Annotated in this window: 9 protein-coding genes; 3 read left to right on the forward strand and 6 right to left on the reverse strand. The window is 72.4% G+C overall.

The window, feature by feature from the left end:
- Positions 1-43: 43 nt before the first annotated feature.
- The 3 genes from Ahu01nite_RS45420 to Ahu01nite_RS45430 form a co-directional block, all read right to left on the reverse strand.
- Positions 44-2,182 carry an MMPL family transporter gene (locus Ahu01nite_RS45420; protein WP_203842973.1) on the reverse strand — a complete coding sequence of 713 codons (2,139 nt, stop codon included), beginning with the start codon at positions 2,180-2,182 and terminating at the stop codon, positions 44-46.
- Positions 2,183-2,511: 329 nt separating this feature from the next.
- Positions 2,512-3,462: a D-2-hydroxyacid dehydrogenase family protein gene (locus tag Ahu01nite_RS45425; RefSeq protein WP_203842974.1), complete on the reverse strand. Its 951-nt coding sequence runs from the start codon at positions 3,460-3,462 to the stop codon at positions 2,512-2,514.
- Positions 3,459-3,863, reverse strand: coding sequence for a PPOX class F420-dependent oxidoreductase (locus Ahu01nite_RS45430; protein ID WP_203842975.1), 405 nt, complete (start codon positions 3,861-3,863; stop codon positions 3,459-3,461). Before Ahu01nite_RS45430 ends, Ahu01nite_RS45425 begins: the two co-directional genes overlap by 4 nt.
- A gap of 124 nt (positions 3,864-3,987) precedes the next feature.
- Here Ahu01nite_RS45430 and Ahu01nite_RS45435 point away from each other — a divergent pair, with 124 nt between their 5' ends.
- Together Ahu01nite_RS45435 and Ahu01nite_RS45440 are read left to right on the forward strand one after the other, a co-directional pair.
- Positions 3,988-17,244, forward strand: a complete 13,257-nt coding sequence (locus Ahu01nite_RS45435) for a fibronectin type III domain-containing protein (protein WP_203842976.1) — start codon at positions 3,988-3,990, stop codon at positions 17,242-17,244.
- 31 nt (positions 17,245-17,275) lie between these two features.
- Positions 17,276-18,985, forward strand: coding sequence for a cation:proton antiporter (locus Ahu01nite_RS45440; RefSeq protein WP_203842977.1), 1,710 nt, complete (start codon positions 17,276-17,278; stop codon positions 18,983-18,985).
- Between the two features lie 123 nt (positions 18,986-19,108).
- On the opposite strand, the gene Ahu01nite_RS45445 is transcribed toward Ahu01nite_RS45440, so the two are convergent.
- Complete coding sequence (locus tag Ahu01nite_RS45445; RefSeq protein WP_203842978.1) at positions 19,109-20,554, reverse strand: MATE family efflux transporter; 1,446 nt, start codon at positions 20,552-20,554, stop codon at positions 19,109-19,111.
- 152 nt (positions 20,555-20,706) lie between these two features.
- Entirely contained in the window at positions 20,707-21,150 is a 444-nt protein-coding gene (locus Ahu01nite_RS45450) for a MarR family winged helix-turn-helix transcriptional regulator (RefSeq protein ID WP_203842979.1), read from the reverse strand.
- A gap of 222 nt (positions 21,151-21,372) precedes the next feature.
- On the opposite strand from Ahu01nite_RS45450, the gene Ahu01nite_RS45455 reads away from it, so the two are divergent.
- Entirely contained in the window at positions 21,373-23,061 is a 1,689-nt protein-coding gene (locus Ahu01nite_RS45455; RefSeq protein WP_203842980.1) for a long-chain-fatty-acid--CoA ligase, read from the forward strand.
- A gap of 10 nt (positions 23,062-23,071) precedes the next feature.
- Here Ahu01nite_RS45455 and Ahu01nite_RS45460 read toward each other — a convergent pair whose 3' ends face one another.
- Complete coding sequence (locus Ahu01nite_RS45460) at positions 23,072-23,986, reverse strand: ricin-type beta-trefoil lectin domain protein (protein ID WP_203842981.1); 915 nt, start codon at positions 23,984-23,986, stop codon at positions 23,072-23,074.
- Between the last annotated feature and the right edge of the window lie 231 nt (positions 23,987-24,217).

The raw sequence follows: 24,217 nt of genomic DNA on the forward strand, positions 1-24,217 counted from the left end.
GCCTTTCAGAAGCGGACGGGCGGCGCGGGAGGCGGCGGGAACGTCAGCCGACGGTGACGGGGTCGCGGGTTTCGGCGGGGGCGGGGCCTTCGATGGAGACCTTGGGGGTGAGCTTGTCGGCCCAGCGGGGGAAGTACCAGTTTGCCCGGCCGAGGAGGGTCATCAGGGCGGGGATCAGGGTGAGCCGGACGACCAGGGCGTCGACGAGGACGGCGATGGCGAGGCCGATCCCGATCATGGAGACGATGCGTTCGCCGCTGAAGCCGAAGGATGCGAAGACGCTGAGCATGATGGTTGCCGCGGCGGCGATGACCACGGCGGTCTCGGCTACGCCGGTGCGGACGGCGCGGTGGTTGTCGTGGGTGTGGGTCCATTCCTCGTGCATGCGGCTGACCAGGAAGACCTGGTAGTCCATGGAGAGGCCGAACATGATGCCGACGATCAGAACCGGGATGAGGTACATGACCGGGGCGCCGGTGCCGACTCCCAGCAGTTCCGTGCCCCAGCCCCATTGGAAGATCGCGGTGACGACGCCGAGGCCGACGGCGATGGTGGCCACGTTGCTGATCGCTCCTACCAGCGGCACCAGGAGACTGCGGAACGCCACGGCCAGCAGGAGGAAACCGAGCAGCGCGATCAGGCCCAGGTAGAGCGGGAGTTTGCTCATCAGCGCGCCGGACAGGTCGATGCTCGTGGCGGTCGTGCCGCCGACGTAGACCTCGGCGCCGGACGCGGGGATGACATCGTTGCGCAGGGTGGCGACCAGATCCGAGGTTTCGGCGGTCTGAGCGCTGGTCGCCGGGGTCACGGTTGCCACCGCGATGCCGTTCTGCGCGGGCACGGCCTTCACCGATGCCACGCCTGGTACGGAAGGCAGCCTCTTGACCAGGGCGGTGAACGCGGTGCCGGGGGTCGGTGAGACCAGGAGCAGGGTGGCGTCGAAGCCGTCGCCGAAGCCCTGCGACATCATCTCGTAGTAGGCGTGGGAGGACGTTCCGGCGGGGTCGCTGCTGGCGTCGGCGTCGCCCACGCGCAGGGCGGTGACCGGCAGGGCGAGCGCGACGATAACCACGACGGCGAGGGAGCCGAGGCGCAGCGGGGCGCGCTGCACCAGAGCAGCCCAGCGCTCGGCAAACCCGGCACGATGGACCGGCCGGGAGAAGCGGGTCAGGAATCCGCCGGCCGGCTGCGAGAGGCGCGCGGAGCGGGGCAGGACACGCGGGCCGAGGATCGCCAGCAGCGCGGGGAGCAGCGTGATCGCGGCGGCGACGGTGAACGCGACCGTGACCGCGGCGGCCTGGGACATGCCGGTGAGGATGCCGAGGTTCACCACGCGCATACCGAGCAGCGCGACGATGACGGTGGCACCGGCGAACGCGACGGCGCGGCCCGAGGTGTCCAGCGACTTCGCGATCGCGTCGGGTCCGGACGCGCCGCCCTGCACGGCTTTCCGGTAGCGGTTGACGATGAACAGCGCGTAGTCGATGCCGACGCCCAGGCCGATCAGCGCGCCCATGGTCAGGCTGGTCGCCGCGAGGTCGACGACGTGCGAGCCGAGCATCACCAGCAGCAGCGAGGCCGCCACCCCCACCAGGCCCGTGACGATCGGCAGCGCGGCGGCCCAGCCGGACCGGAAGACCAGCAGCAGGATCGCGAGGGCGGCCAGGATGCCGACGGCCTCGGTGCCGTGCGACGCACCGGGCTGCTCGGTGAACGCGGCCCCGCCGGTCGTCACCGCCACGGTGCCGCCGGCCGCATCCGACGCGGCCTCGATGATCGGGCCGGTGTCGGCATCCCTGTCCAGCACGACGATCGCGTAGGCGGTGTCCGAGCCGGCGCTGATCTGCGCGGCGCCGGCTTTCCCGTACGGGCTGACCACCGATTCGACACCGGGCAGCGCCGCGACCTCGTCGAGCATCGCAGTGATCCGCCTCTGGACGGCGTCGTCATCGATGCCGGCACCGGTCGTGCGCCAGGCGATGGTGCCCTGTTCAGTGTCGGCGGAAGAGCCTTGTGCCAGCAGGCTGTACGCCTTGGCGGGTTCGCTGTCGGGCAGGTTTGTCGAGTCGGTGAACGCGGTCCCGGCGCTCAGGGTCACGACCGCGAGGGCGACGAGGGCGACGATCCAGCCACCGAGGACGGCGAAGCGCCACCGGGAGCACCAGCGAGCAAGTGAGGTCATGCGTCCAGCCTCGCTGCGACCTGCATTTTCGTCGTCAACCCAGCGCGGTGGTCCCGGGTACCGCACCCGCGGTACGGGCCTGCCGGCGCCGTCATGAAACCGACGTGGTGAGGGCGTGGAAACGTTGCCCAGATCGGCATCACCAACCCGTCCACCCGCGCTTTCACGTTGAGTCGCCTGGTGACCCTCCGTGCCGGGGCGGGGGACAGGGACGGGCCCGACAGCTACTGGCCAGAGCCCTGGCGACAGGCGATTGGCACGACCTCCCGTTCGAGGGATGGGGCGCCTTCGCACGGGAGGTGCTCGATCAGCTGGCTGAATCCGCGGTCTCAGGGCGTGAGGACTCGTAGGGGGGTGCCGGACTGCCAGGCGGCGATGTTTTCGAGGGCTTGGGTGTACATGGTGCGGTAGGTGGTTTCGGTGACGTAGCCGAGGTGGGGGAGGAGCACCGTGTTCGGGGCGCCGCGGAGGGGGTGGCCGGCCGGGAGGGGCTCGGTGGAGTAGACGTCGAGGCCGGCGCCGGCGATGGTGCCGGTTGTCAGTGCTGCGGCGAGGGCGGTTTCGTCCACGATGGGGCCTCGGGAGGTGTTGACCAGGAGGGCCGATGGCTTCATCGCGGCTAGTTCGGGGGTGCCGATCAGGGCTGTGGTGCGGGGGCTGAGTTTGAGGTGGATGGTCAGGATGTCGCTGGTGGACAGGAGTTCGTCCTTGGGGACCCAGGTGGCGCCCGCCTCGGCGGCGCGGTCGGGGGTGAGGTTTTCGCTCCAGGCGTTGACCTTCATGTCGAAGGCCTGGGCGATGCGGGCGACCTGGGTGCCGAGGCGGCCGAGGCCCAGGACGCCCAGGGTGCTGCCCGCGAGGTCCGTGCCGACCGTGGTCTGCCAGCGGCCGTCTCGCAGGGCCCGGTCCTCGGTGACCACGTGGCGGCGGCAGGCGAGGATCAGGGCCCAGGTGAGTTCGGCGGTGTTGGAGCTCTTGGGCGAGGCGGGCACGGCCATGGCTGTGCCGGTGACCGTGACGCCGTGGGCGGCGGCTGCCGTCAGGTCGATGGAGGCGTTGACCATGCCGGTGGTGACCAGGAGTCGCAGGTCGGGGAGGCGGTCGAAGGTTTCGGCCCGGAACGGGGTGCGTTCGCGCATGGCGATGACGACCTGGGCGCCGCGGAGGGCGGCGGCCAGGTCGTCGAGGTTGTCGATGTGGTCGTGCAGGACCTCGACGGAAGCGCCGTCGAGAAAGCCGGCTGCCACCCGCTGGTAGTCGTCCAGGACGACGATTCTCACTTGAGTTTGCCCCAGCCGTGCCAGCGCTCGATGGCGAGCCGGGTGAGCACCCGGGGGCTTTCGCGGTCGGGGTAGGCGTCGCCGTTGTAGTGGCGGGAGATGCGGTCGATGCCGGCCAGGTCGACGTCCTCGACGATCTCGGAGACGGTGCCCTGCAGGCTGACGTGGGTGTACCAGTCGTCGGAGGCGAGGACGGTCAGGGAGACGCGGGGGTCCTTCTTGAGGTGCTTGATCCGGACCCGGGTGGCGTCGAGGCCGAGCAGCACGTTGCTGTCGTCCTCGAGGAGGTACCACGTGGCGACCGTGACCGGGCGGCCGTCGGCGGCGACCGTGGCCATGACGGCCGGGTTGGGGAGGCGGAGCAGATCGAGGACCTGGGTGGGCAGGGGCATGGCTGTCATGCGATCAAGCCTAGAGGGTCCCGGATTCAACATGTCGAAGCGTGAATGTGCGAGTTTTGCGAGCTTTATTCTGATTAGCTCGCGGGAGGTGGTGGTGAGCGCTGCCCACTCGTAGGAGAGGCCGATGACGTCACGCCGCGCGGTGGCTCTGTTCACGATCATTGTCCTGGTTTCGCTGTCAGCGGTGGTCGGTCTGTCCGGTCCGGCGGCGGCAGCGGGTGGGTACGTGCTGTCCCTCTACGGCGGTACAGGGGCGGCGAGTGCCCCCGTGTCCGGTCCGGCCGGGTCGAGCCCGATCGGGCGGCCGGACGCGATGGCCACCGACGGGGCGGGCAACGTCTGGGTGTACGTGCGCTCCGCGTGCCGGGTCGTGAAGATCTCCGCGGCGGGCACGCTGTCCCCGGCTGTGGGTAACGGGACGTGCGGGGCCGCTGTTGCCGGTGACGCGACGTCGTCGCCGTTGTCGAGCAGTGTCAAGGCGCTCGCCGTGGACGGCAGCGGGAACCTGTTCGTCGGGGACTACGGCAACGCGCGGGTCTTCAAGGTCACGTCCGGCGGGACGCTGTCGGTCTTCGCCGGGAACGGGACGACGACGGCACCGGTCGCGGGATCGGCGACCTCGACCGCGGTGCGGCCCGACAGCATGGCGGTCGACGGGTCCGGGAATCTCTTCGTCGGGTATGTGAGCCAGGCGCAGGTCGTGAAGATCACCGCGGCGGGGGCGCTGACCCGGTACGCGGGGACTGGCACCGCCGGCACCCCGATCCTCGGTGGCGTCGCCACGCTGACGCAGATCAGCCAGCCCGCGAGCCTCGCCGTCGACACGACCGGGAACCTCTACGTCGGCGACATCGGCAACAAGCGCATCTACCAGGTCAGCACCGCGAACGTCCTGAGCTTCTTCGCCGGTTCGGGGGCGACCGCGACCCCCGTGCCGGGCAGCATCACCTCACCGGTCCCGGCGCCGTACGCGATGGCCTTCGACAGCGCCTCGATCCTCTACGTCGCCGAGAACTACAGCCACCAGATCCTGTCGTTCACGCTGGCCGGGCTCGGCGCGCCGACGCTGGTGGCGGGCACCGGCGGTACGGGTACGCCCGTCGCCGGCGTCTCGACGAGCTCGCCGCTGGGCACGATCCCGGCTCTGGTGGCCCCCGCGGCGAGCACGGTGCTGGCCGGTGACACGGACAACAACTACCTGCTCCGGATCGCGGCACCGACCGTGCCGGGCGCCCCGACCGGATTGTCCGCGGTTCCCGGCCCGTCGAAGGCGATCCTGACGTTCACCCCGCCGGCAAGCGATGGCGGCAGCACGATCACGGGTTACGAGGCGTCGACGAACAACGGCACCACGTGGGCGGCGCTGGCCACGACCGGGTCGGGCACGAAGACCGGCACGGTGACGGGCCTGATCAACGGCATCGCCTACACCGTACGGGTCCGGGCGGTCAACGCCGTCGGCACGAGCACGGCGAGCGCGAGCACCACCGTCACGCCCGCGACGGCGCCGGGCGCCCCGACCGCGCTGATCCCGGTCGGCCAGGACGGCCAGGTGAACCTGACGTTCGTCCCGCCGCTGAACGACGGGGGCAGCGCGATCACCGGGTACGAGGTGTCCACCGACAGCGGCTCCACGTGGTCGGCGTTCGCCGCGACCGGCGTGCTGGGGCTGTCCGGGAACGTCACCGGGCTGACCAACGGGACGGCGTACACCTTTCAGATCCGGGCAGTGAATCTTGTCGGCCCGGGCCCGTCGACAGCTGCCGTGACCGCGACGCCGCGGGGTGCGCCCTATGCGCCGGCGAATCTCACCGCCGTCCCGGGTAACGCGCAGGCGACGCTGACGTTCACGACGCCGGCCGACGGTGGCAACGCGATCCTGGGTTATCAGGTGTCCACCGACGACGGCGCGAACTGGGCCGGGCTGACGGTCACCACGGCCGGGACGACCAACACGGCGACCGTGACAGGGCTGACCAACGGCACTGCTTATCCCGTACGCGTCAGAGCCCTGAACCTGGCCGGCACCGGAATCGCCAGCTCAGCCGTCACCGTCTCCCTCGCCGCGCTGGTGCCCGACGCCCCGACCGGGCTGGTCGTCGTCGCCGGGGACGCCCAGATCGCGGTCAGCTTCACGCCCCCGGCGAGCAACGGCGGCAGCGCGATCACCGGCTACGAGGCGTCCACGAACAACGGCACGAGCTGGAGCGCGCTCGCGACGACGGCCGGCCTGCTCGGCGTGCGGAACGCAACGATCACCGGTCTGACCAACGGGACGTCGTACACGGTCCGGGTGCGCGCGGTGAACGCCGTCGGCCCGAGCCCGGCGAGCACGAGCGTCACGGTGACTCCCCGGGGCGCGCCGTACGCGCCGACCGGGCTGACCGCCGTCGCGGGCAACGGCCAGGCGACGCTGACGTTCACGACGCCGGGTGACGGTGGCAACGCGATCCTGGGGTATCAGGTGTCGACCGACGACGGCGCGAACTGGGCAGCGCTGACGGTCACCACGGCAGGGACGACCAACACCGCGACCGTGACGGGCCTCAGCAACGGGACCGTCTACCCCGTACGCGTCAGAGCAGTGAACCTCGCCGGCACCGGCGCGGCGAGCTCAGCCACCACCGTCTCCCTCGCGGCCCTGGTGCCGGACGCTCCGACAACGCTGATCGCCGTGGCAGGGGATGCCTCGATCGCGGTCACGTTCGTGCCCCCGGCGAGCACGGGCGGCAGTGCGCTGACCGGCTACGAGGCGTCCACCGACAACGGCGTGACGTGGGGCCCGCTCGCGACGACGGCGGGCCTGCTCGGCGTGCGGAACGGCACGATCACAGGCCTGATCAACGGTACGGCGTACGCGGTGAAGGTCCGCGCGGTCAACGCTGTGGGTCCTAGCGTCGCTACTGCGGCTGTCAGTGCTACGCCACGCGGTGTCCCGTACGCGCCGACGAACCTCACCGCCGCACCCGGTGACCGCCAGGCGACCGTCACGTTCACGACGCCGGGTGACGGTGGCAACGCGCTGCTCGGCTACCAGGTGTCCACCGACAACGGCGCGACGTGGAACGGGCTGACGGTCACGACGGCCGGCACCACCAACACCGGCACGGTGACCGGCCTGACCAACGGCACCACGTACGCGCTCAAGGTCCGCGCGATCAGCCTGGCAGGCAACGGCATCGCGAGCTCGCCGGCCCCGGTGACGCTGCCCGCGCTCGTGCCCGACGCGCCGACCGGGCTGGTCGCGATCGCCGGGGATGCCTCGATCGCGGTCACTTTCGCGCCCCCGGCCACCACGGGCGGCAGCGCTCTGACCGGCTACGAGGCGTCCACCGACAACGGCGTGACGTGGAGCTCGCTCACCACGACCGCGGGCCTGCTCGGCGTCCGCAACGGCACGATCGCCGGCCTCACCAACGGCACGACCTATGCCGTGAAGGTCCGCGCGGTCAACGCTATAGGCTCCAGCGTCGCTACTGCGGCTGTCAGTGCTACGCCACGCGGCGTCCCGTACGCGCCGGTCAACCTCACGGCCACCCCCGGTGACCGCCAGGCGTCCGTCACGTTCACCACGCCCGCCGACGGCGGCAACGCGATCCTCGGCTACCAGGTCTCCACCGACAACGGCACCACCTGGAACGCCCTCACGGTCACCACCACGGGCTCCACCGGCACGGGCACGGTGACCGGCCTGACGAACGGCACGACCTACGCGCTCAAGGTCCGCGCGCTCAACCTCGCGGGCAACGGCATCGCGAGCACGGCCGCGTCCGTCACGCTGCAGTCCCTGGCCCCCGACGCGCCGACCGGTCTGGTCGCCGGCGCCGGGGACTCGTCGGTCACGCTCAGCTTCGCCGCGCCGGCCGCCAACGGGGGCAGCGCGATCACCGGATATCAGGCGTCCGTCGACAACGGCACCACCTGGACCACGCTCAGCACCACCGACGGCCTGCTCGGGGTCAAGAACGCGACACTCACCGGCCTGACCAACGGCACCACCTACGCCGTACGCGTCCGCGCGCTCAACGCCGTCGGCCCCGGCCCGGCGAGCGGGAGTGCGAGCGCGACCCCGCGCGGCGCACCGTACGCGCCGACCGGCCTCTCCGCCGTGCCCGGCAACACGCAGGCGACCGTGACGTTCACGACCCCGAACGACGGCGGCTACGGGATCCTCGGCTACCAGGTCTCCACCGACGACGGCTCGACGTGGGCGGGGCTCACGGTCACGACGTCGGGAACCACCAACACGGGTACGGTCACCGGCCTCACCAACGGCAGGACGTACGCGCTGCGCGTCCGCGCGTACAGCCTCGGCGGCACCGGCGCGGCGAGCGCGGGCACCGCCGTGGTCCTGCCCGCCCTGGCCCCCACTGCGCCGTCCGGGCTGGTCGCGATCGCGGGGGACACCACCGTGGCCCTGATGTTCGCGCCGCCCTCGGCGAACGGCGGCGCCACGATCACCGGCTACGAGGCGTCCACCGACGACGGCACCACCTGGTCGGCGCTCGCCACGACCGACGGCCTGCTCGGCATGCGCAACGCGACCCTCACCGGGCTCGTCAACGGCACCACGTACGCGATCCGGGTCCGCGCCCTCAACCCGACCGGCCCGAGCCCGGCCACCGACAGCGTCCCGGTGACCCCGCGCGGGGCGCCGTACGCGCCGGCCGGCCTCATCGCCGTCCCCGGTAACGGCCAGGCGGTCCTGACGTTCACCACACCGGCCGACGGCGGCAACACGCTCCTCGGCTACCAGGTGTCGACGGACAACGGCGGCACGTGGTCGGCGCTGACCGTGTCCACGTCCGGCACCACCAACACGGCGACCGTCACCGGGCTCACGAACGGCATCACCTACTCCGTACGCGTCAGAGCCCTGAACCTCGCCGGCACCGGAGCTCCCAGCGCGACCGCCACCGTGACCCCGGCGACCGTGCCCGGCGCCCCGACCGGCGTGGCCGCCGCACCGGGCAACACCCAGATCACGGTGACCTACACGGCGCCGGCGAGCACGGGCGGCAGCCCGGTCACCGGCTACCAGGTCTCCACCTACGACGGCACGACGTGGGCGGCGCTGCCCGCGTCCGGCACCGTCACCGGTCTCACCAACGGCACGACGTACGCCGTCCGCGTCCGGGCCCTCAACGCCGTCGGCGCGGGCGCGTCCAGCACGCCGGTCAGCGTGACCCCGGTGCCGAACACCCCGGACCCGCCCACCGGCCTGAGCGCCGCGCGTGGCGACCGCAGCGCGACCCTGACGTTCACGCCGCCGGCGATGACCGGTGCGAGCCCGATCAGCTCCTACGACGTGTCCACGGATGACGGCGCGACATGGTCCGCGCTGGCCGCGTCGAAAGTGGTCACCGGCTTGACGAACGGGACCACGTACACGGTCCGGGTACGCGCGGTGAACGCCTCGGGTCCCGGGCCGGCGAGCGCCTCGGCAACCGTGACGCCTGCGACGACTCCCGGCACACCGACCGGCCTGTCCGTGGCGATGGGCGACGGCACGGCCACGCTGTCCTTCACCGCCCCGGCGAGCGACGGCGGTGACGCGATCACCGGTTACGACGTGTCCACCGACGACGGGAGCACGTGGGCGGCGCTGCCCGCTTCCCGGATCGTCGGCGGCCTGACCAACGGCACGTCGTACACGTTCCGCGTCCGCGCGGTGAACAGCGTCGGCGCCGGCACCCCCACCGCGGGCACCACCGGCACGCCGTCGACGGTTCCCGGCGCGCCCACCGGCGTGTCCGCGACCGCGGGTGACGGCCGGGCCGTGGTGACCTTCACCGCCCCGGCCAGCGACGGCGGCTCGCCGGTCACGCGTTACGAGGTGTCCACCGACGACGGCGTCAGCTGGGCCACCCTGCCCGCGAACGGCACGGTCACGGGCCTGACCAACACCACGACCTACACCATCCGGGTACGCGCGGTGAACAGCACCGGAACCGGCCCCGCGAGCGCCGCCGTCACGGTCACCCCCGTCGACGGCCTGCCCGGGGCGCCGACCGGGCTGTCGGCCACCCGCGGCGACCGCGGCGCGACGCTCGCGTTCAGCGCCCCCGCCGACCCGGGCAGCAGCGCGATCAGCGGCTACGAGGTGTCCACCGACGGCGGGACGACGTGGGCGGCGCTGCCCGCTTCCCGGATCGTCGGCGGATTGACGAACGGGACCGCGTACACAGTGCGGGTAAGGGCAGTGAACGACGCCGGAGCGGGACCGTCCTCCGCGAGCGTGACCGTCACCCCCGCCGCCGCGCCCGGAGCGCCCACCAACCTGCGGGCGTCGCGCGGCAACCACAGCGCGACCCTGATGTTCGCCGCGCCCGTCAACGACGGCGGCGACCCGATCACCGGCTACGACGTCTCCACCGACAACGGCGCGACCTGGAACCCCCTCGCGGCCGACCGGACCGTCACCGGGCTCACCAACGGCACGACCTATGTCATCCGGGTACGCGCGGTCAACGGCGTCGGCGCCGGAACGCCCAGCGCCAGCGTCTCCATCACCCCGGCCACCACGTCCGCGGCGCCCACCGGGCTGACCGCCCAGCGCGGCAACGGCAGCGCGACGCTCACGTTCACCGCCCCGGCGTCCGACGGCGGGGACCCGATCACCGGCTACCAGGTGTCCACCGACAACGGGCAGACGTGGGCGGGGCTGGCGGCCGACCGCACGGTGACCGGGTTGACCAACGGCGTCACGTACACGGTCCAGGTGCGCGCGGTGAACAGCTCGGGGCCCGGCGCGGCGAGCGCGAGCACGCTCGTCACCCCGGCCACAAGCCCCGGCGCGCCGGGCGGGTTGTCCGCCACCGCGGGGGACAGCAGCGCGACGCTGATGTTCGCCGCCCCCGACGACGGCGGCGACCAGGTCACCGGTTACGAGGTGTCGGCCGACGACGGCGGTACGTGGTCCGCGTTCACCGCCACCGGATCGGGTTCGGCCAGGACGGGCACGGTGACGGGGCTCGACAACGGGACCGCGTACACCGTGCGGGTCCGGGCGTTCAATGGCGTCGGGACGGGAGCGTCCAGCGCCGCCGTCACGGTGACGCCGATCAGTGGGGTGCCGGGGGCGCCGACCGGGCTCGCTGCCGCGCGGGGCGACCAGAGCGCCACGCTGACCTTTACCGCGCCGGCCGATCCGGGAAGCAGTGCGATCAGCGGGTACGAGTACTCCACCGACGCCGGGGTCACGTGGACGGCGCTGGCCGTGGGTGGTGTCGTCGGCGGGCTGACGAACGGGACGGCGTACGAGTTCTGGGTCCGTGCCCGTAACAGCGCCGGGCCGGGACCGGCGAGCAGCAGCGCGACGGCCACCCCGGCGACCGTGCCGCAGGCGCCGACCGGGCTCACCGCGAATCCGGGCGACACGACGGCGGCGCTGGCGTTCCGGGCGCCGGTCAGCGACGGCGGCGACCCGATCACCCGCTACGACGTGTCCACCGACAACGGCACGTCGTGGGTCACGCTGCCCGTCGACCGGGTGGTCACCGGGCTCACCAACGGGACTGCCTATCCGGTACGCGTCCGCGCGGTCAACACCGTCGGCACCGGCCTGAGCAGCGACGCGGTGTCCGTGACCCCGTCGCCGGGCCGCCCGGGCGCGCCCACCCGGCTGACCGCGGCACCCGGCAATGCGAGCGCCACCCTGACGTTCACCGCGCCCGCGTCGGCCGGCTCGTCCCCGATCAGCGGCTACGACGTCTCCGTCGACGAGGGGATCACGTGGACGCCCCTCGCGGCTGACCGCGTTGTCACGGGGCTGAGCAACGGGACCGCGTACCAGATCAGTGTCCGCGCCCGTAACGCCGCCGGTGCCGGACCCGGCAGCGCGAGCGTCACCGTCACCCCGGCGACCACCGCGGCCGCACCCACCGCACTGACCGCGACCCCCGGCGATTCCTCGGCGGCGCTGACTTTCACGGCGCCCGCGGACACCGGGGGCAGCGCCGTCACCGGCTACGACGTGTCCGTCGACGACGGCACCACCTGGAACCCGCTGACCGTCTCCGGCGGCGCGACCCTGACCGGCACTGTGACCGGGCTGACCAACGGCACCTCGTACCCGATCCGCGTCCGCGCCGTCACCGCCGCCGGTAAGGGCGCGGCCGGCGACAGCGCCACGGTGACCCCGGCGACCACTGCGGACGCGCCGGCCGCGTTCAACGTCACGTCCGGTGACGGGCAGCTGTACCTGTACTTCACCGCGCCCGCGTCCGACGGGGGCAGCCCGATCACCGGGTACGAGGTCAGCGTCGACGACGGCGGCACCTGGGCGGCGGTTGCCCCGGACCGGATCGTCACCGGGCTCACGAACGGGACCAGTTACCGGGTACGCGTACGCGCGGTCACCGCCGCCGGTCCCGGAGCCGTCACCGACAGCATCTCCGCCGCGCCGGTGAACGGGCTGCCCGGCGCACCGACCGGCCTGACCGCGACCCGCGGCGACAGCTCGGCGACGGTCTCCTACACCGCACCCGCCAACCCGGGCTCATCCGCGATCACCGGTTACGAGGTGTCCACCGACGACGGCTGGAACTGGGCACCCCTGGCCGCCGACAACCGGATCACCGCGCTCAGCAACGGCACCACGTACGCCGTCCGCGTCCGCGCCGTCAACGCCGCGGGCCCCGGCCCGGCGAGCGACAGCGCCCCGGTCACCCCGGCGGCCGTGCCGGGACAACCGGCCGGGCTGCGCGCGACAGCGGGGGACACCACCGCCACCCTGACGTTCACCGCGCCCGCCTCCGACGGCGGCTCCACGATCACCGGCTACGAATATTCGCTCGACGGCACCACCTGGTCCGCGCTGCCCGCTTCCCTCATCATCGGCGGGCTGACGAACGGGACGGCGTACCCGGTCCGGGTCCGCGCCCGCAACGACGTCGGGGCCGGCCCGGCGAGCGCTTCCGTCTCCGTGACACCGCGAGCCCTTCCCGGCGCTCCCACCAACGTCGCCGCCACGCCGGGGGACGGCACCGCGACGATCACGTTCACCGCGCCCGCGTCCGACGGCGGCTCGGCGATCACCCGGTACGAGGTGTCCACCGACAACGGCGTGACCTGGGCGGTCCTGCCCGCCAACGGCGTCGTCGCCGGGCTGACCAACGGCACCGCGTACGCGATCCGGCTCCGTGCCCGCAACGCCGCGGGTGTCGGCCCGGCCAGCGCCGCCGTCACCGTCACCCCGGCCGCTGTCCCCGGTGCGCCCACGGATCTCGTCGCGACCCCGGGCAACGGCTCGATCTCGGTGAGCTTCACCGCACCCGCCGGCGTGGGCGGTTCCGCGATCACCGGCTACGACGTGTCCGTCGACGACGGCGTGACGTGGGCGGCGCTGCCCGCTTCCCGGGTCGTCGGGGGGCTCACGAACGGCGCGACCTACACCGTGCGGGTCCGTGCCCGCAACGGCGTGGGTGCCGGGCCGGCCAGCTCGTCGGTCATCGCCACCCCGGCGACGGTTCCCGGGGCGCCGGCCGGGCTGACCGCCACGCCGGGCAACGCGTCGATCGTGGTGCGGTTCACGCCGCCCGCGTCGGACGGTGGCTCCGCGATCACCGGCTACGACGTGTCCGTGGACAACGGGACCACGTGGACCGTGCTGCCCGCGTCGCAGACCGTGGACGGGCTGGCCAATGGGACCACGTACGCCGTCCGGGTCCGTGCCCGCAACGCCGCCGGCACCGGCGCCGCGAGCGACAACGCCACGGCGACACCCTCGGCCGGGCTGCCCGGCGTGCCCGGCAACGTCGCGGTGACCCGGGGCGATGCCTCCGCGACCGTGACCTACACGCCTGCCACCGGGACGGTCACCGGCTATCAGGTGTCCGTCGACGACGGGGCCACGTGGCGGACGCTGCCCGGCGACGGGGTGGTCACCGGGCTGACCAACGGCGTCAGCTACGCCTTCCGCGTCCGCGCGGTCAACGACAACGGCGTCTCGCCAGCGTCGGCCCCGGTCACCGTGACCCCCGCGACGAACCCGTCCGCGCCGGCCGGGGTCACCGCGACCCCGGGCAACCGCAGCGCGACCGTGTCGTTCACGCCGCCGTCCTACGACGGGGGCCTGCCGATCACCGGCTACGAGTACTCCCTCGACGGCACGACGTGGTCGGCGCTGCCCCCTTCATCGTCCGTGGGTGACCTCACCAACGGGACCGCGTACACGATCCGGCTCCGGGCCCGCAACGACGTCGGCGCCGGGCCGTCCGCGTCGGCGCCGCCGGTGACTCCCACCGCGGTGCCGGGCGCGCCCACCGGCGTCGTCGCGGTCGGCCGGGACCGCAGTGCCACGGTCACGTTCACCGCGCCGGACTCCGACGGCGGAAGCCCGATCATCGCGTACGACGTGTCCATCGACAATGGATCCACGTGGGCGGTGCTACCGGCCGGCGGCACGGTCACCGGGCTCACCAACGGCACCACCTACACGGTACGGCTCCGCGCCCGCACCAGCGCCGGCACCGGCCCGGCATCCGCGCCGGCCACCGTCACACCCGCGACCGTGCCCAGCGCCCCGACGGATCTCAGCGTGGCGCCCGGGGACTCGACGGCGACCGTGACGTTCACCGCGCCGGCCGACGGCGGTTCGCCGGTCACCCGCTACGAGGTGTCCACCGACGACGGCATGACCTGGGCCACCCTCGCCGCGTCGAACACCGTGGGCGGGCTGAGCAACGGGACCGCGTACACCGTCAGGGTCCGGGCCCGCAACGACGCGGGCATCGGCGCACCGAGCGCGGGCGTCACCGTGACCCCGGTGTCCGGGCTGCCCGCCGCACCGGGATCGGTGACCGTGACCCGCGGCGACGCCTCCGTCTCGGTCTACTTCATCCCGCCGTCCGGACCGGTCACCGGCTACGACGTGTCCACCGACAACGGCGCGACCTGGTCGGCGCTGCCCGGCAACGGCGTGATCACGGGCCTGACCAACGGGACCGCGTACGCGATCCGGCTGCGCGCCCGCAACGACGTGGGAACCGGCCCGGCCAGCGCCGCAGTGACGGTGACGCCCGCGACGACCCCGGGCGCGCCGGTGGGGCTGACCGCGGCTGCGGGCGACGGCAGCGCGACCCTCGTGTTCACCGCGCCCGCGTCCGACGGCGGTTCGCCGGTCACGGACTACCAGTACTCCCTGGACGGCACGACCTGGTCGGCGCTGCCCGCCTCGCTGACCGTCGGCGGGCTGACGAACGGTGTGACCTACGTGGTCCGCGTCCGCGCCCGTAACGACGTCGGCGCGGGCATTCCCGCGTCGGTCACCGTCACACCCTCAACCGTTCCGGGTACGCCCACCGGGGTCAGCGCCGCACGTGGCGACTCGTCGGCGACGGTGACGTTCACCGCGCCCGCCTCGGACGGCGGCTCGCCCATCACGCGCTACGAGGTGTCGGTCGACGACGGCACGACGTGGGCTGTGCTACCGGCGGGCGGTGTGGTCGGAGGGCTGACGAACGGGACGGCGTACAAAATCAAGCTTCGTGCCGTGAACGCGACCGGGACCGGCGCACCCAGCGCGACCACCACCGTCACCCCCGCCGGTCTGCCCGGCGCACCCACCTCGGTCGCCACCTCCGCCGGCGACGCCTCGGCGTCGGTCAGCTTCACCGCACCCGCCACCGGCGGCAGCCCGATCACCGGCTACGAGGTGTCCACCGACAACGGCGTGACCTGGACGGCGCTGCCCGCCACCGGCATCGTCACCGGACTCACCGACGGCACCACCTACACGATCCGGCTCCGCGCCCGTACCGCCGTCGGTGCCGGGCCCGCGTCGGCGGCGGTCACCGTCACACCGCGGGCGGCGCTGCCCGGCGCACCCACCGGCCTGACCGTCACCCGCGGCGACGGGTCCGCGACGCTCGCGTTCACGGCCGGCAGCGGCGACCCGAGCGGCTACGAGGTCTCGATCGACGGCGGCGTCACGTGGCGCCCGCTCGCGGCCAACCGGATCGTCGCGGGCCTGACCAACGGCACCACGTACGCGATCGCCGTCCGCGCGGTCAACACCGCCGGCTCCGGCCCTGCCACGCCGTCGGTCCCGGTCACCCCGGCCACGGTCCCGGGACAGCCGTCGATCGTCACGGTCGCCTTCTCCGGCACCACCGCGACCGTGACGTTCACCGCGCCGGCATCCGACGGCGGGTCCGCGATCACCGCGTACGAGCTGTCCCTCGACGGTGGATCGACCTACAACCCGATCACCACGACCGGCACGGGCACGCTGACCGCCACGGTCACCGGCCTGACCACCGGAGCGACGTACCAGGTCGCCCTGCGCGCCCGCAACGCCGTCGGCGCGGGGGATGCCGATACGGAGTTCAACCTCGCGACCCCGCCAGCGGCGCCCACAGGCCTCACGGTGACCCGCGGCGACACCACCGCGGCCCTGGCCTTCACCGCCCCCGACGACGACACGATCACCGGCTACCAGTACTCCACCGACAACGGCACCACCTGGACGGCCCTGGCCAGCCCCTACGTGGTCACCGGCCTCGACAACACCGCCACGTACGCGTTCCGCGTCCGCGCCGTGAACTCCGCCGGCCCCGGCCGGGCCAGCACCGCGGTCACGTCCACCGGCAGCACGGCCCCAGGCGCTCCCGGCAACGTCACCGCCGCCGCCCGTACCTCGTCGATCCTGGTGACCTGGACGCCACCCGCCACCACACCGGTCCCGATCACCGGCTACCGCGTCGTGGCCACGCCGGGGGTGGCGACCTGCGCCACCGGTCCGACCGAGACGTCCTGCCTGATCGGCGGCACCGCGGGCGTGCGCTACACGCTGCGGGTCGTGGCCCTCGCCGCCGGCGGTGCCTCGACCACTTCCTCCGCATCGGCTACGGCGACGCCGATCGCGCCGTCGCTGCCCGCCGCGCCGCCCGCCTCGGCGCCCGCGCTGACCACCACCAAGGGCGACATCAGCACCGCGGTGCCCGGCGAGCAGATCATCCTGGTCGGCGACGGCTTCGCGCCGTACTCGACGATCACCATCGCCCTCTACTCGACCCCGACGCTGCTTGCCACCGCGACCACCGACGCCGGCGGCGCGTTCCGCAAGGCGGTGACGATCCCGGCCGGCCTCGACCCGGGCCGGCACACCCTGCTCGCCACGGGCGTGGACCCGCAGGGCAACACGTTCAGCCGCAGCCTGTCCGTCACGGTCAAGGCCGCCACGACGACGCCCACCCCCACGCCCGCTGTCTCCACGCCGACCCCGGCCACTCCCGCGCCGACCACCACGCCGCCCACCGACACCACCATGCCGCGGACGGGCGAGAACATCGCGCTCATCGCCGGGGTGGGTCTCCTGATGATCATCGCCGGTCTGGGGCTGGCCCTGGTCCGGCGCGACGGCCCGCGCCGCCGCTGACCCCTTTCTCGCGCCGGGAGGGCCTGCCGCCGTGACCGAGCTACTTGTCGTCATCGTGACCGCGCTCATGGTGATCGCCGCCGCGACCCTCCTCGGCCCGCGGCTGCGGATCGCAGCGCCGCTCGTGCTCGTCGTCATCGGTGTCGCGGCGAGTTTCCTGCCGATGTTCGGGTCGGTGGACATCGAACCCGAGTGGATCCTCGAGGGCGTCCTGCCGCCGCTGCTGTACTCGTCCGCGGTGTCGATGCCCACGATGAACTTCCGCCGCGAGTTCGGGGCGATCGGCGGGCTGTCCGTGATCCTCGTCGTGGGCAGCGCGCTGCTGCTGGGCGTGTTCTTCATGCTCGCCGTCCCGCAGCTCGGCTTCGCGTGGGGCGTCGCCCTCGGCGCGATCGTCAGCCCCACCGACGCCGTGGCCACATCGATCATCAAACAGGCGCCGGTGTCGCGGCGGGTCGTGGCGATGCTCGACGGCGAGAGCCTGCTCAACGACGCGACCGCGCTGGTCATGCTGCGCACGGCGATCGTCGCGTCCGCCGCGTCGTTCTCGTTCTGGGCCGCGATCGGTACGTTCGCCTACTCGGTCGTCGTCGCCCTGCTGATCGGCTGGCTCGTCGGCTGGCTCAACCTGGTGGTCCGCCGCCGGGTCACCGACCCGACGGTCAACACCGTCCTGTCGTACGCGGTGCCGTTCGTGGCATCGGTGCCCGCGACACTGCTCGGCGGCTCCGGCCTCGTCGCGGCCGTCGTCGCGGGCCTGCTCACGGGAATCTTCGCGCCGCGCTACCTGTCACCGCAGAACCGGCTGTCGGACTCGCAGAACTGGAGCACGGTCGAGCTGGTCCTCGAGGGCGCGGTGTTCCTCACGATGGGCGTCCAGATCAAATCGATCATCGCCCACGTCGAGCACGACCACGCCGGTGTCGGGGCCGCCGTGCTCGTCGCCGCCGGGGCACTCGTGCTGACGGTGCTGGTGCGCGCGGCGTACGTCGTCCCGCTGCTGGCCGTCCTCGCCGGTCAGCTCCGCCACGGCGTGAAGATGGAGACCCGGGTGAAGGGCATGCGCGAACGCATGACCACCCCCGAGGGCATGCAGGAGACATTCGGAGAGGTCAATTCCCGCCGCCGTACGCCCACCGAACGCGACCTCGACCAGTTCGCCCGCCGCGTCACCAAGGTCCTCGCCGACATCGAATACTTCCGCCGCGAACCCCTCGGCTGGCGCGAGGGCACCGCCGTCGTCTGGGCCGGCATGCGCGGCGCCGTAACCGTGGCCGCCGCCCAGACCCTGCCCGAGGACACCCCGCAACGCTCGGTCCTGGTCCTCATCGCGTTCGCAGTGGCGGCGATGTCCCTGCTCATCCAGGGCGGCACCATCGGCCCGCTGATGAGCCTCCTTACCCCGAAAACCGCCCGGGCCACCACCGACGCCGACCACCAGGCCACCACCGAGCTCACCCGCATCATGACCCTCCTACGCTCCAGCGCCGAAACAGTCCCCGACCCCCCGGCCCACTCCACCGGCACCCCCAGCCCCAGCCCCAGCCCCAGCCCCAGCCCCAGCCCCGAAGCCTTCGCCACCGCCCGACACCACCGCATCGCCATCATCGAAGCCCAACGCTCCGCCCTCCTCGACGCCCGGGACCACGGCACCTTCGACGCTGAAATCCTCGCCAACGAACTAGCCAACCTCGACGCCGCCCAGATAGCCCTCGAAATGCGCGGCAAACTCACCGCCTGACCCACCCCACCCGACGGATTCCCCGGCCCGCAGTTGTTGGGTTGTGCACAATTAAGTTGCGCACAACTTAATTGTGCACAACCTAATTGCCTTCGGCGGCTCGTCCTTCGCCATGTCGGCGGCTCAGCCCTCCGCTTGTTCGAGGGCCTCCTCGGCGCGTTCGGGGCTGCCGTCGGCGAGGCCCCGGTCGATGGCCCGGCGCGACGCCAGCCACAGCACGACCCCGACGACGAAGACGATGCCCTCGGTGACGGTGAGCGCCCAGATGATGCCGCTCAGCCCGAACCACACGTTGCCCAGCAGCACGATCGGAATGAACAGCACGCCCTGCGTCACCGACATCACGGTGGCGGCGAGCGCGCGCCCGGTGGCCTGGAACAGCGACGTGATCAGCCCGGTGAACCCGTTCGCGATCATCGCCACGAGCTGCGCGGTCATGATCGTGACGCCGATCGACAGGACCGAGTGGTCGGCGACGAACGCGGAGAACACCTGGTCGCGGAACACGAACACCACCACCGAGAAGAGCGCCGCGATGCCGCCCACCGCGATCGCCGACGTACGCAACGCCGCCGAAAGCCGCTCCCGGTCACCCTTCCCGTACGAGTACGCGAACAGCGGCAGCACCCCGAGCGTGATACCCATGACCAGGAACTCGGGCACCTGCGCGATCCGGACCGCGACACCCATGGCGGCGAGCGGGCCGTCACCGTACGCGGAAGCCAGGTTGTTGAGCACCAGCGAGGTGACGATCAGGAAGGCCGACTGGAGCAGCGTGCCGATCCCGACGCCGAGGACGGGCTTCAGCACCTCGGGGGAGAGGGTGAACCACCGCGGCGCGAGGCTCATGTGCTCGCTGTGCCGGGCCAGCCAGGCGGCGAAGTAGCCGATGACGACGAGGTTCGCGAGGCCGGTGGCGAGCGCCGCGCCGGCCACGCCCCAGTGCAGCACGAGGATGAGCAGCACATCGAAGACGACGTTCGCGATCGTGGAGGCGATCAGCCCGATCATCACCTGCCGCGCAGCGCCCTCGGCCCGGACAAGCTGTTCAAGACAAACCGCAGCAGCGAGTACGGGTACGAACGCCAGCATCACCGCAACGAACGACCGCGTCGCCGGTGTGGCGGCACCGTCCGCGCCGAGCAGCGACACGAGCGGGTGCAGCAGGAGCAGCCCGATGCCGCCGAGCACGGCCCCGACGGCGACCGAGCCCCAGACGGCGAACGACGACACCCGCTTGATGCCGGCGGCCTTCGCGGGATCGTGCTCCGACGCGCCGAGCAGCCGCGAGATGAGCGCACCACCGCCGACACCGAACACGTTCCCGACCGCCATGACCAGCCCGAGAATCGGCGACCCGAGCGTCACCGCGGCGAGCAGCGCCGTGTTGTGGAGCGACCCGATGACACCGGCGTTGATGAGGTTGTAGACAGCGCCGACGATCATCGCCGCGGCCATCGGCACACAGAGATGCACGAGAGCACGGACGATCGGCGCGGCCGACAGGTACCAGCGGTTCGTGCCCGCTGCGTCGGATTTGGCCGGGATTTCAAGATCCATGGTGCTCATGGCTGCTTCTTTCGGGCAGGGCGGAGCGCGCGGCGGCGATTGCCGTCGCGGCGAGGTATGTACGTGCTGTGCGGTGCGCGGCCGGCCAGCGGGTGGCAGGGTTACCGGGCGGGCTGAGTAGCCGGGTGGGCTGGGTTACCGGGTGGGCTGGGTTACCGCGTGGGCTGGGGCAGCACCGCGGTGATCTTCTGGAGCAGAACGTGCAGGGCAGCGCGCTCGGTCTCGTCGAGCGGGGCGAGGATCGTCTCGTCGGCGGCGGCCATCGCGCCGCCGAGGCCGTCGGCGAGGGCGGCGCCGGCGGGGGTGGCGAAGACGAGCTTGCTGCGTTCGTTGCCGGGCTCCGTGCGGCGCTCGACGAGACCGCGGCGCTCGAGGCCCTGCAGCAGGCTCGAGACGCTCGCGGCGCTCGTGCGGGTCGTCTGCGCGATGTGACGCTGCATCGAACCGGGGTTCTGCACCAGGTGGCTGAGCACGAACGCCTGCTCGAAGCTGAGCTCGCGCGCCCGGATCCACTCCTCGCCGGCCTTGCGCTGCGCCCATCCGATCCAGCGCATCAGCTCGAGGCTGGTGGTGAGCGTGACTTCCGGTGTCTCCATACTTAGAAAGCTAAACGTTAGCCCTCTAACTGTCAAGGTTCTAACTGGTTGCGACCCGGGAGCAGCAGGCCCGGGAGCAGCCGGCCCGGGAGTAACCGGCCCGGGAGTAGGCGGCCCGGGAGTAGGCGGCCTGGCGCGCGCGGCCCGGGAGCGGGCTGCTCGGATCGCGGGCGGGGGGCTGCCGGTAGCCTTCGCGTAAGTCACGCAAACGTAGGAGAGTGCATGCCCGACGAGCGCCCCTGGCTGGCGGCCTACCCCGAGGGTGTCCCGGCGGACATCGCCACCCCTGACCGCCCGCTGACCGCGAACCTGGACGGCGCCGTGCGCCGCTTCCCCGATCGGGTCGCGCTCGACTTCCTCGGTGCCGCCACGACGTACGCCCAGCTCGGCGAGCAGGTCTCCCGCGCGGCATCAGCGCTGCACGATCTCGGCGTGTCCCACGGCGACCGGGTGGCTCTGATCCTGCCCAACTGCCCCCAGCACGTGGTCGCGTTCTACGCCGTGCTGCGCCTCGGCGCGGTCGTGGTCGAGCACAACCCGCTCTACACCGCGGACGAGCTCGCGCACCAGCTCGCCGATCACGGCGCCACGGTGGCGATCTGCTGGGAAAAGGTCGCCTCGACCGTCGCCGGCGTCGCGGGCAAGACCGCGGTCACCACGATCATCGGCGTCAACCTGACCGCGGCGCTCCCGCTGGTCAAACGGCTGGCGCTGACCCTGCCGCTCCCGCCCGCGCGCAAGACCCGTGCCGAGATGCGCGGCCCGCTGCCCGACAGCGCGCTGAGCTGGGAGAAGCTCCTCGCCGACGCGGCACCGCTCGCCGCCGACGTCCCCGGCCCGGACGTCGACGACGTCGCCCTGCTGCAGTACACGGGTGGCACCAGCGGCACACCCAAGGGTGCGATCCTCACCCACAAGAACCTCGCCGCGAACGCCGAGCAGAGCCGCGTCTGGGTGCCCGGGCTGCGCGACGGCGGCGAGACGTTCTACGCGGTGCTACCGCTCTTCCACGCGTACGGTATGACGTTGTGCCTGACCACCGCCGTGCGCATCGCGGCGACGATCGTGCTGTTGCCCCGCTTCGACGTCGCCATGGTCCTCTCGGCCGCGAAGCGGCGCCCGCCGACGTTCTTCCCCGGCGTCCCACCGATGTACGAACGCCTCGCCGCCGCCGTGCAGAAGAGCGGCGCCGACCTGAGCTCCGTGCGCACCGCGATCAGCGGCGCGATGCCACTGCCGGCCGAGACCGTCGAGAAGTGGGAGGCCATCACCGGCGGCCTGCTGATCGAGGGGTACGGCATGACCGAGACCTCCCCGATCACCGTCGGCAACCCCATCTCGCCCAAGCGCCGCGCCGGCTCGATCGGCGTGCCGTACCCGTCCACCTGGGCGCGCATCGCCGACCGTGAGGACCTGTCCCGGGACATGCCGGAGGGCGACGCGGGGGAGCTGCTGATCAAGGGCCCGCAGGTGTTCTCCGGTTACTGGGACATGCCCGACGAGACGGCCGCGGTGCTGCTGCCCGGCGGCTGGATCCGTACGGGTGATGTCGCCGTCATGAGCCCCGACGGCTTCTTCTCCATCGTCGACCGGGTCAAGGAACTGATCATCACCGGCGGCTTCAACGTCTACCCGTCCGAGGTGGAGGACGTCCTCCGCGCCCACCCGGACGTCGCCGACGTAGCCGTGGTCGGCCTGCCCTCGGCCAGGACCGGCGAAGAGGTCGTCGCGGTCGTCGTCCCCACCGCCGGCACCACCCCCGACCCGGAAGCCCTGCGAGCCTGGGCCCGCGAACGCCTCTCCGGCTACAAGGCCCCCCGCCGGGTCGAACTCACCGACGAACTGCCCCGCAGCCAGATCGGCAAAATCCTACGCCGCCAGGTACGCGAGGAGCTGCTCGCCGCCGACTGAAAGCTCCCGCTCACGAGGACAACGCCCAGGCCTGCGTCGCCGCACCGGTACACGCGCTCATCCGAACGTCGAACCCGGCCGTGGTGCCGCCGGTGAGGCACGTCCCGGTGGCGACGTTCACGAGCGACGCCCCACCGCCGACCTGCCACTTCTCGGTGTCGCTGCCGAAGCACGAGCCCAGGGCGAACCCGCCGCCACCTGAGGTCTGGCCGCACTTGCCGAGCGCCAGCAGCGTACCGTCGGAATTCAGGGTCCAGACCTGGTCGGACGTGCCGCTGCAGGTCTTCATCTCCGCGGCGACACCCTGATCGACATCCAGGCACAACCCGCCGCTGACCAGCCGCCCGACCCGCGTGGTGATCGGCGCCAGAGCACCGGTGGTGGCAGGCGCAACCGTCTCAGCCGGCACGGACGTGGCCGACTTGACCGTCGGCGACGTGGTCCTGGCGGCCGAAGTCTTCCCACCGACCGGCTTCGAAACAGGTGCCGACCGCCCATCAGCCCCAGCAGCTCCGGTCTTCTGAACGCCACCCGACGCCTGCGGGGCTGACGGCGCGGCCACGGCATCCGTCGTCGCCGTCCGCGTCGAGGGCAAGTCGGGTGGCAACGCGACCCGCCCACCCGAATCGGGCCGCGACGCCACAATTCCAGCTGCTACCGCACCTGCCAGCACGACCGCCCCGACCCCGGCCGCCAGCAGCAGAACAACCCGCCGCCGCGGCCGCGCCGGAGCCCCGTCCAGCGCGACCACGGGCAACACGGTGGTCTCCGCCTCAACGGGACCCGGCGCCACCGCCGCGACCGCACTCTCCGGCCACGTCGCGGCGGGTTGCCCCGCAACGTTCGATTTCTGCGAAATGTACGGCCGGACCAGCAGCGGATCACTGCCCCTGACCGCTCCACCCGCCTCGTCCCCCGTCTGCACGGCACGAACCTAGCCGACCTCCACCACCCCCGGCGACCCACCCTTATGCCATTGTGGATCGGCCCTACTTTGGCGGTTTACAGCCCGATATCACATCTCCCGGCCATGCGTGGCGTCGTGGCGTCGTGGCGTCGTGGCCCGCGAGGCCCCTAGCTGCGGCAGGTCCTCAGGCCAGAGCCGGGCTGAGTCTGGTGCTGCTTCCGATGCCGGGTGCTCAAGCCCGTGCTCAAG

Source organism: Winogradskya humida, from assembly GCF_016862215.1.
Lineage (GTDB): Bacteria > Actinomycetota > Actinomycetes > Mycobacteriales > Micromonosporaceae > Actinoplanes > Actinoplanes humidus.

What these genes read in the sequence shown, in the direction of transcription:
- Ahu01nite_RS45420 (WP_203842973.1), bottom strand. Translation starts at nt 2,182, where the DNA reads ATGACCTCACTTGCTCGCTGGTGCTCCCGGTGGCGCTTCGCCGTCCTC.
- Ahu01nite_RS45430 (WP_203842975.1), bottom strand. Translation starts at nt 3,863, where the DNA reads ATGACAGCCATGCCCCTGCCCACCCAGGTCCTCGATCTGCTCCGCCTC.
- Ahu01nite_RS45435 (WP_203842976.1), top strand. Translation starts at nt 3,988, where the DNA reads ATGACGTCACGCCGCGCGGTGGCTCTGTTCACGATCATTGTCCTGGTT.
- Ahu01nite_RS45445 (WP_203842978.1), bottom strand. Translation starts at nt 20,554, where the DNA reads ATGAGCACCATGGATCTTGAAATCCCGGCCAAATCCGACGCAGCGGGC.
- Ahu01nite_RS45450 (WP_203842979.1), bottom strand. Translation starts at nt 21,150, where the DNA reads ATGGAGACACCGGAAGTCACGCTCACCACCAGCCTCGAGCTGATGCGC.
- Ahu01nite_RS45455 (WP_203842980.1), top strand. Translation starts at nt 21,373, where the DNA reads ATGCCCGACGAGCGCCCCTGGCTGGCGGCCTACCCCGAGGGTGTCCCG.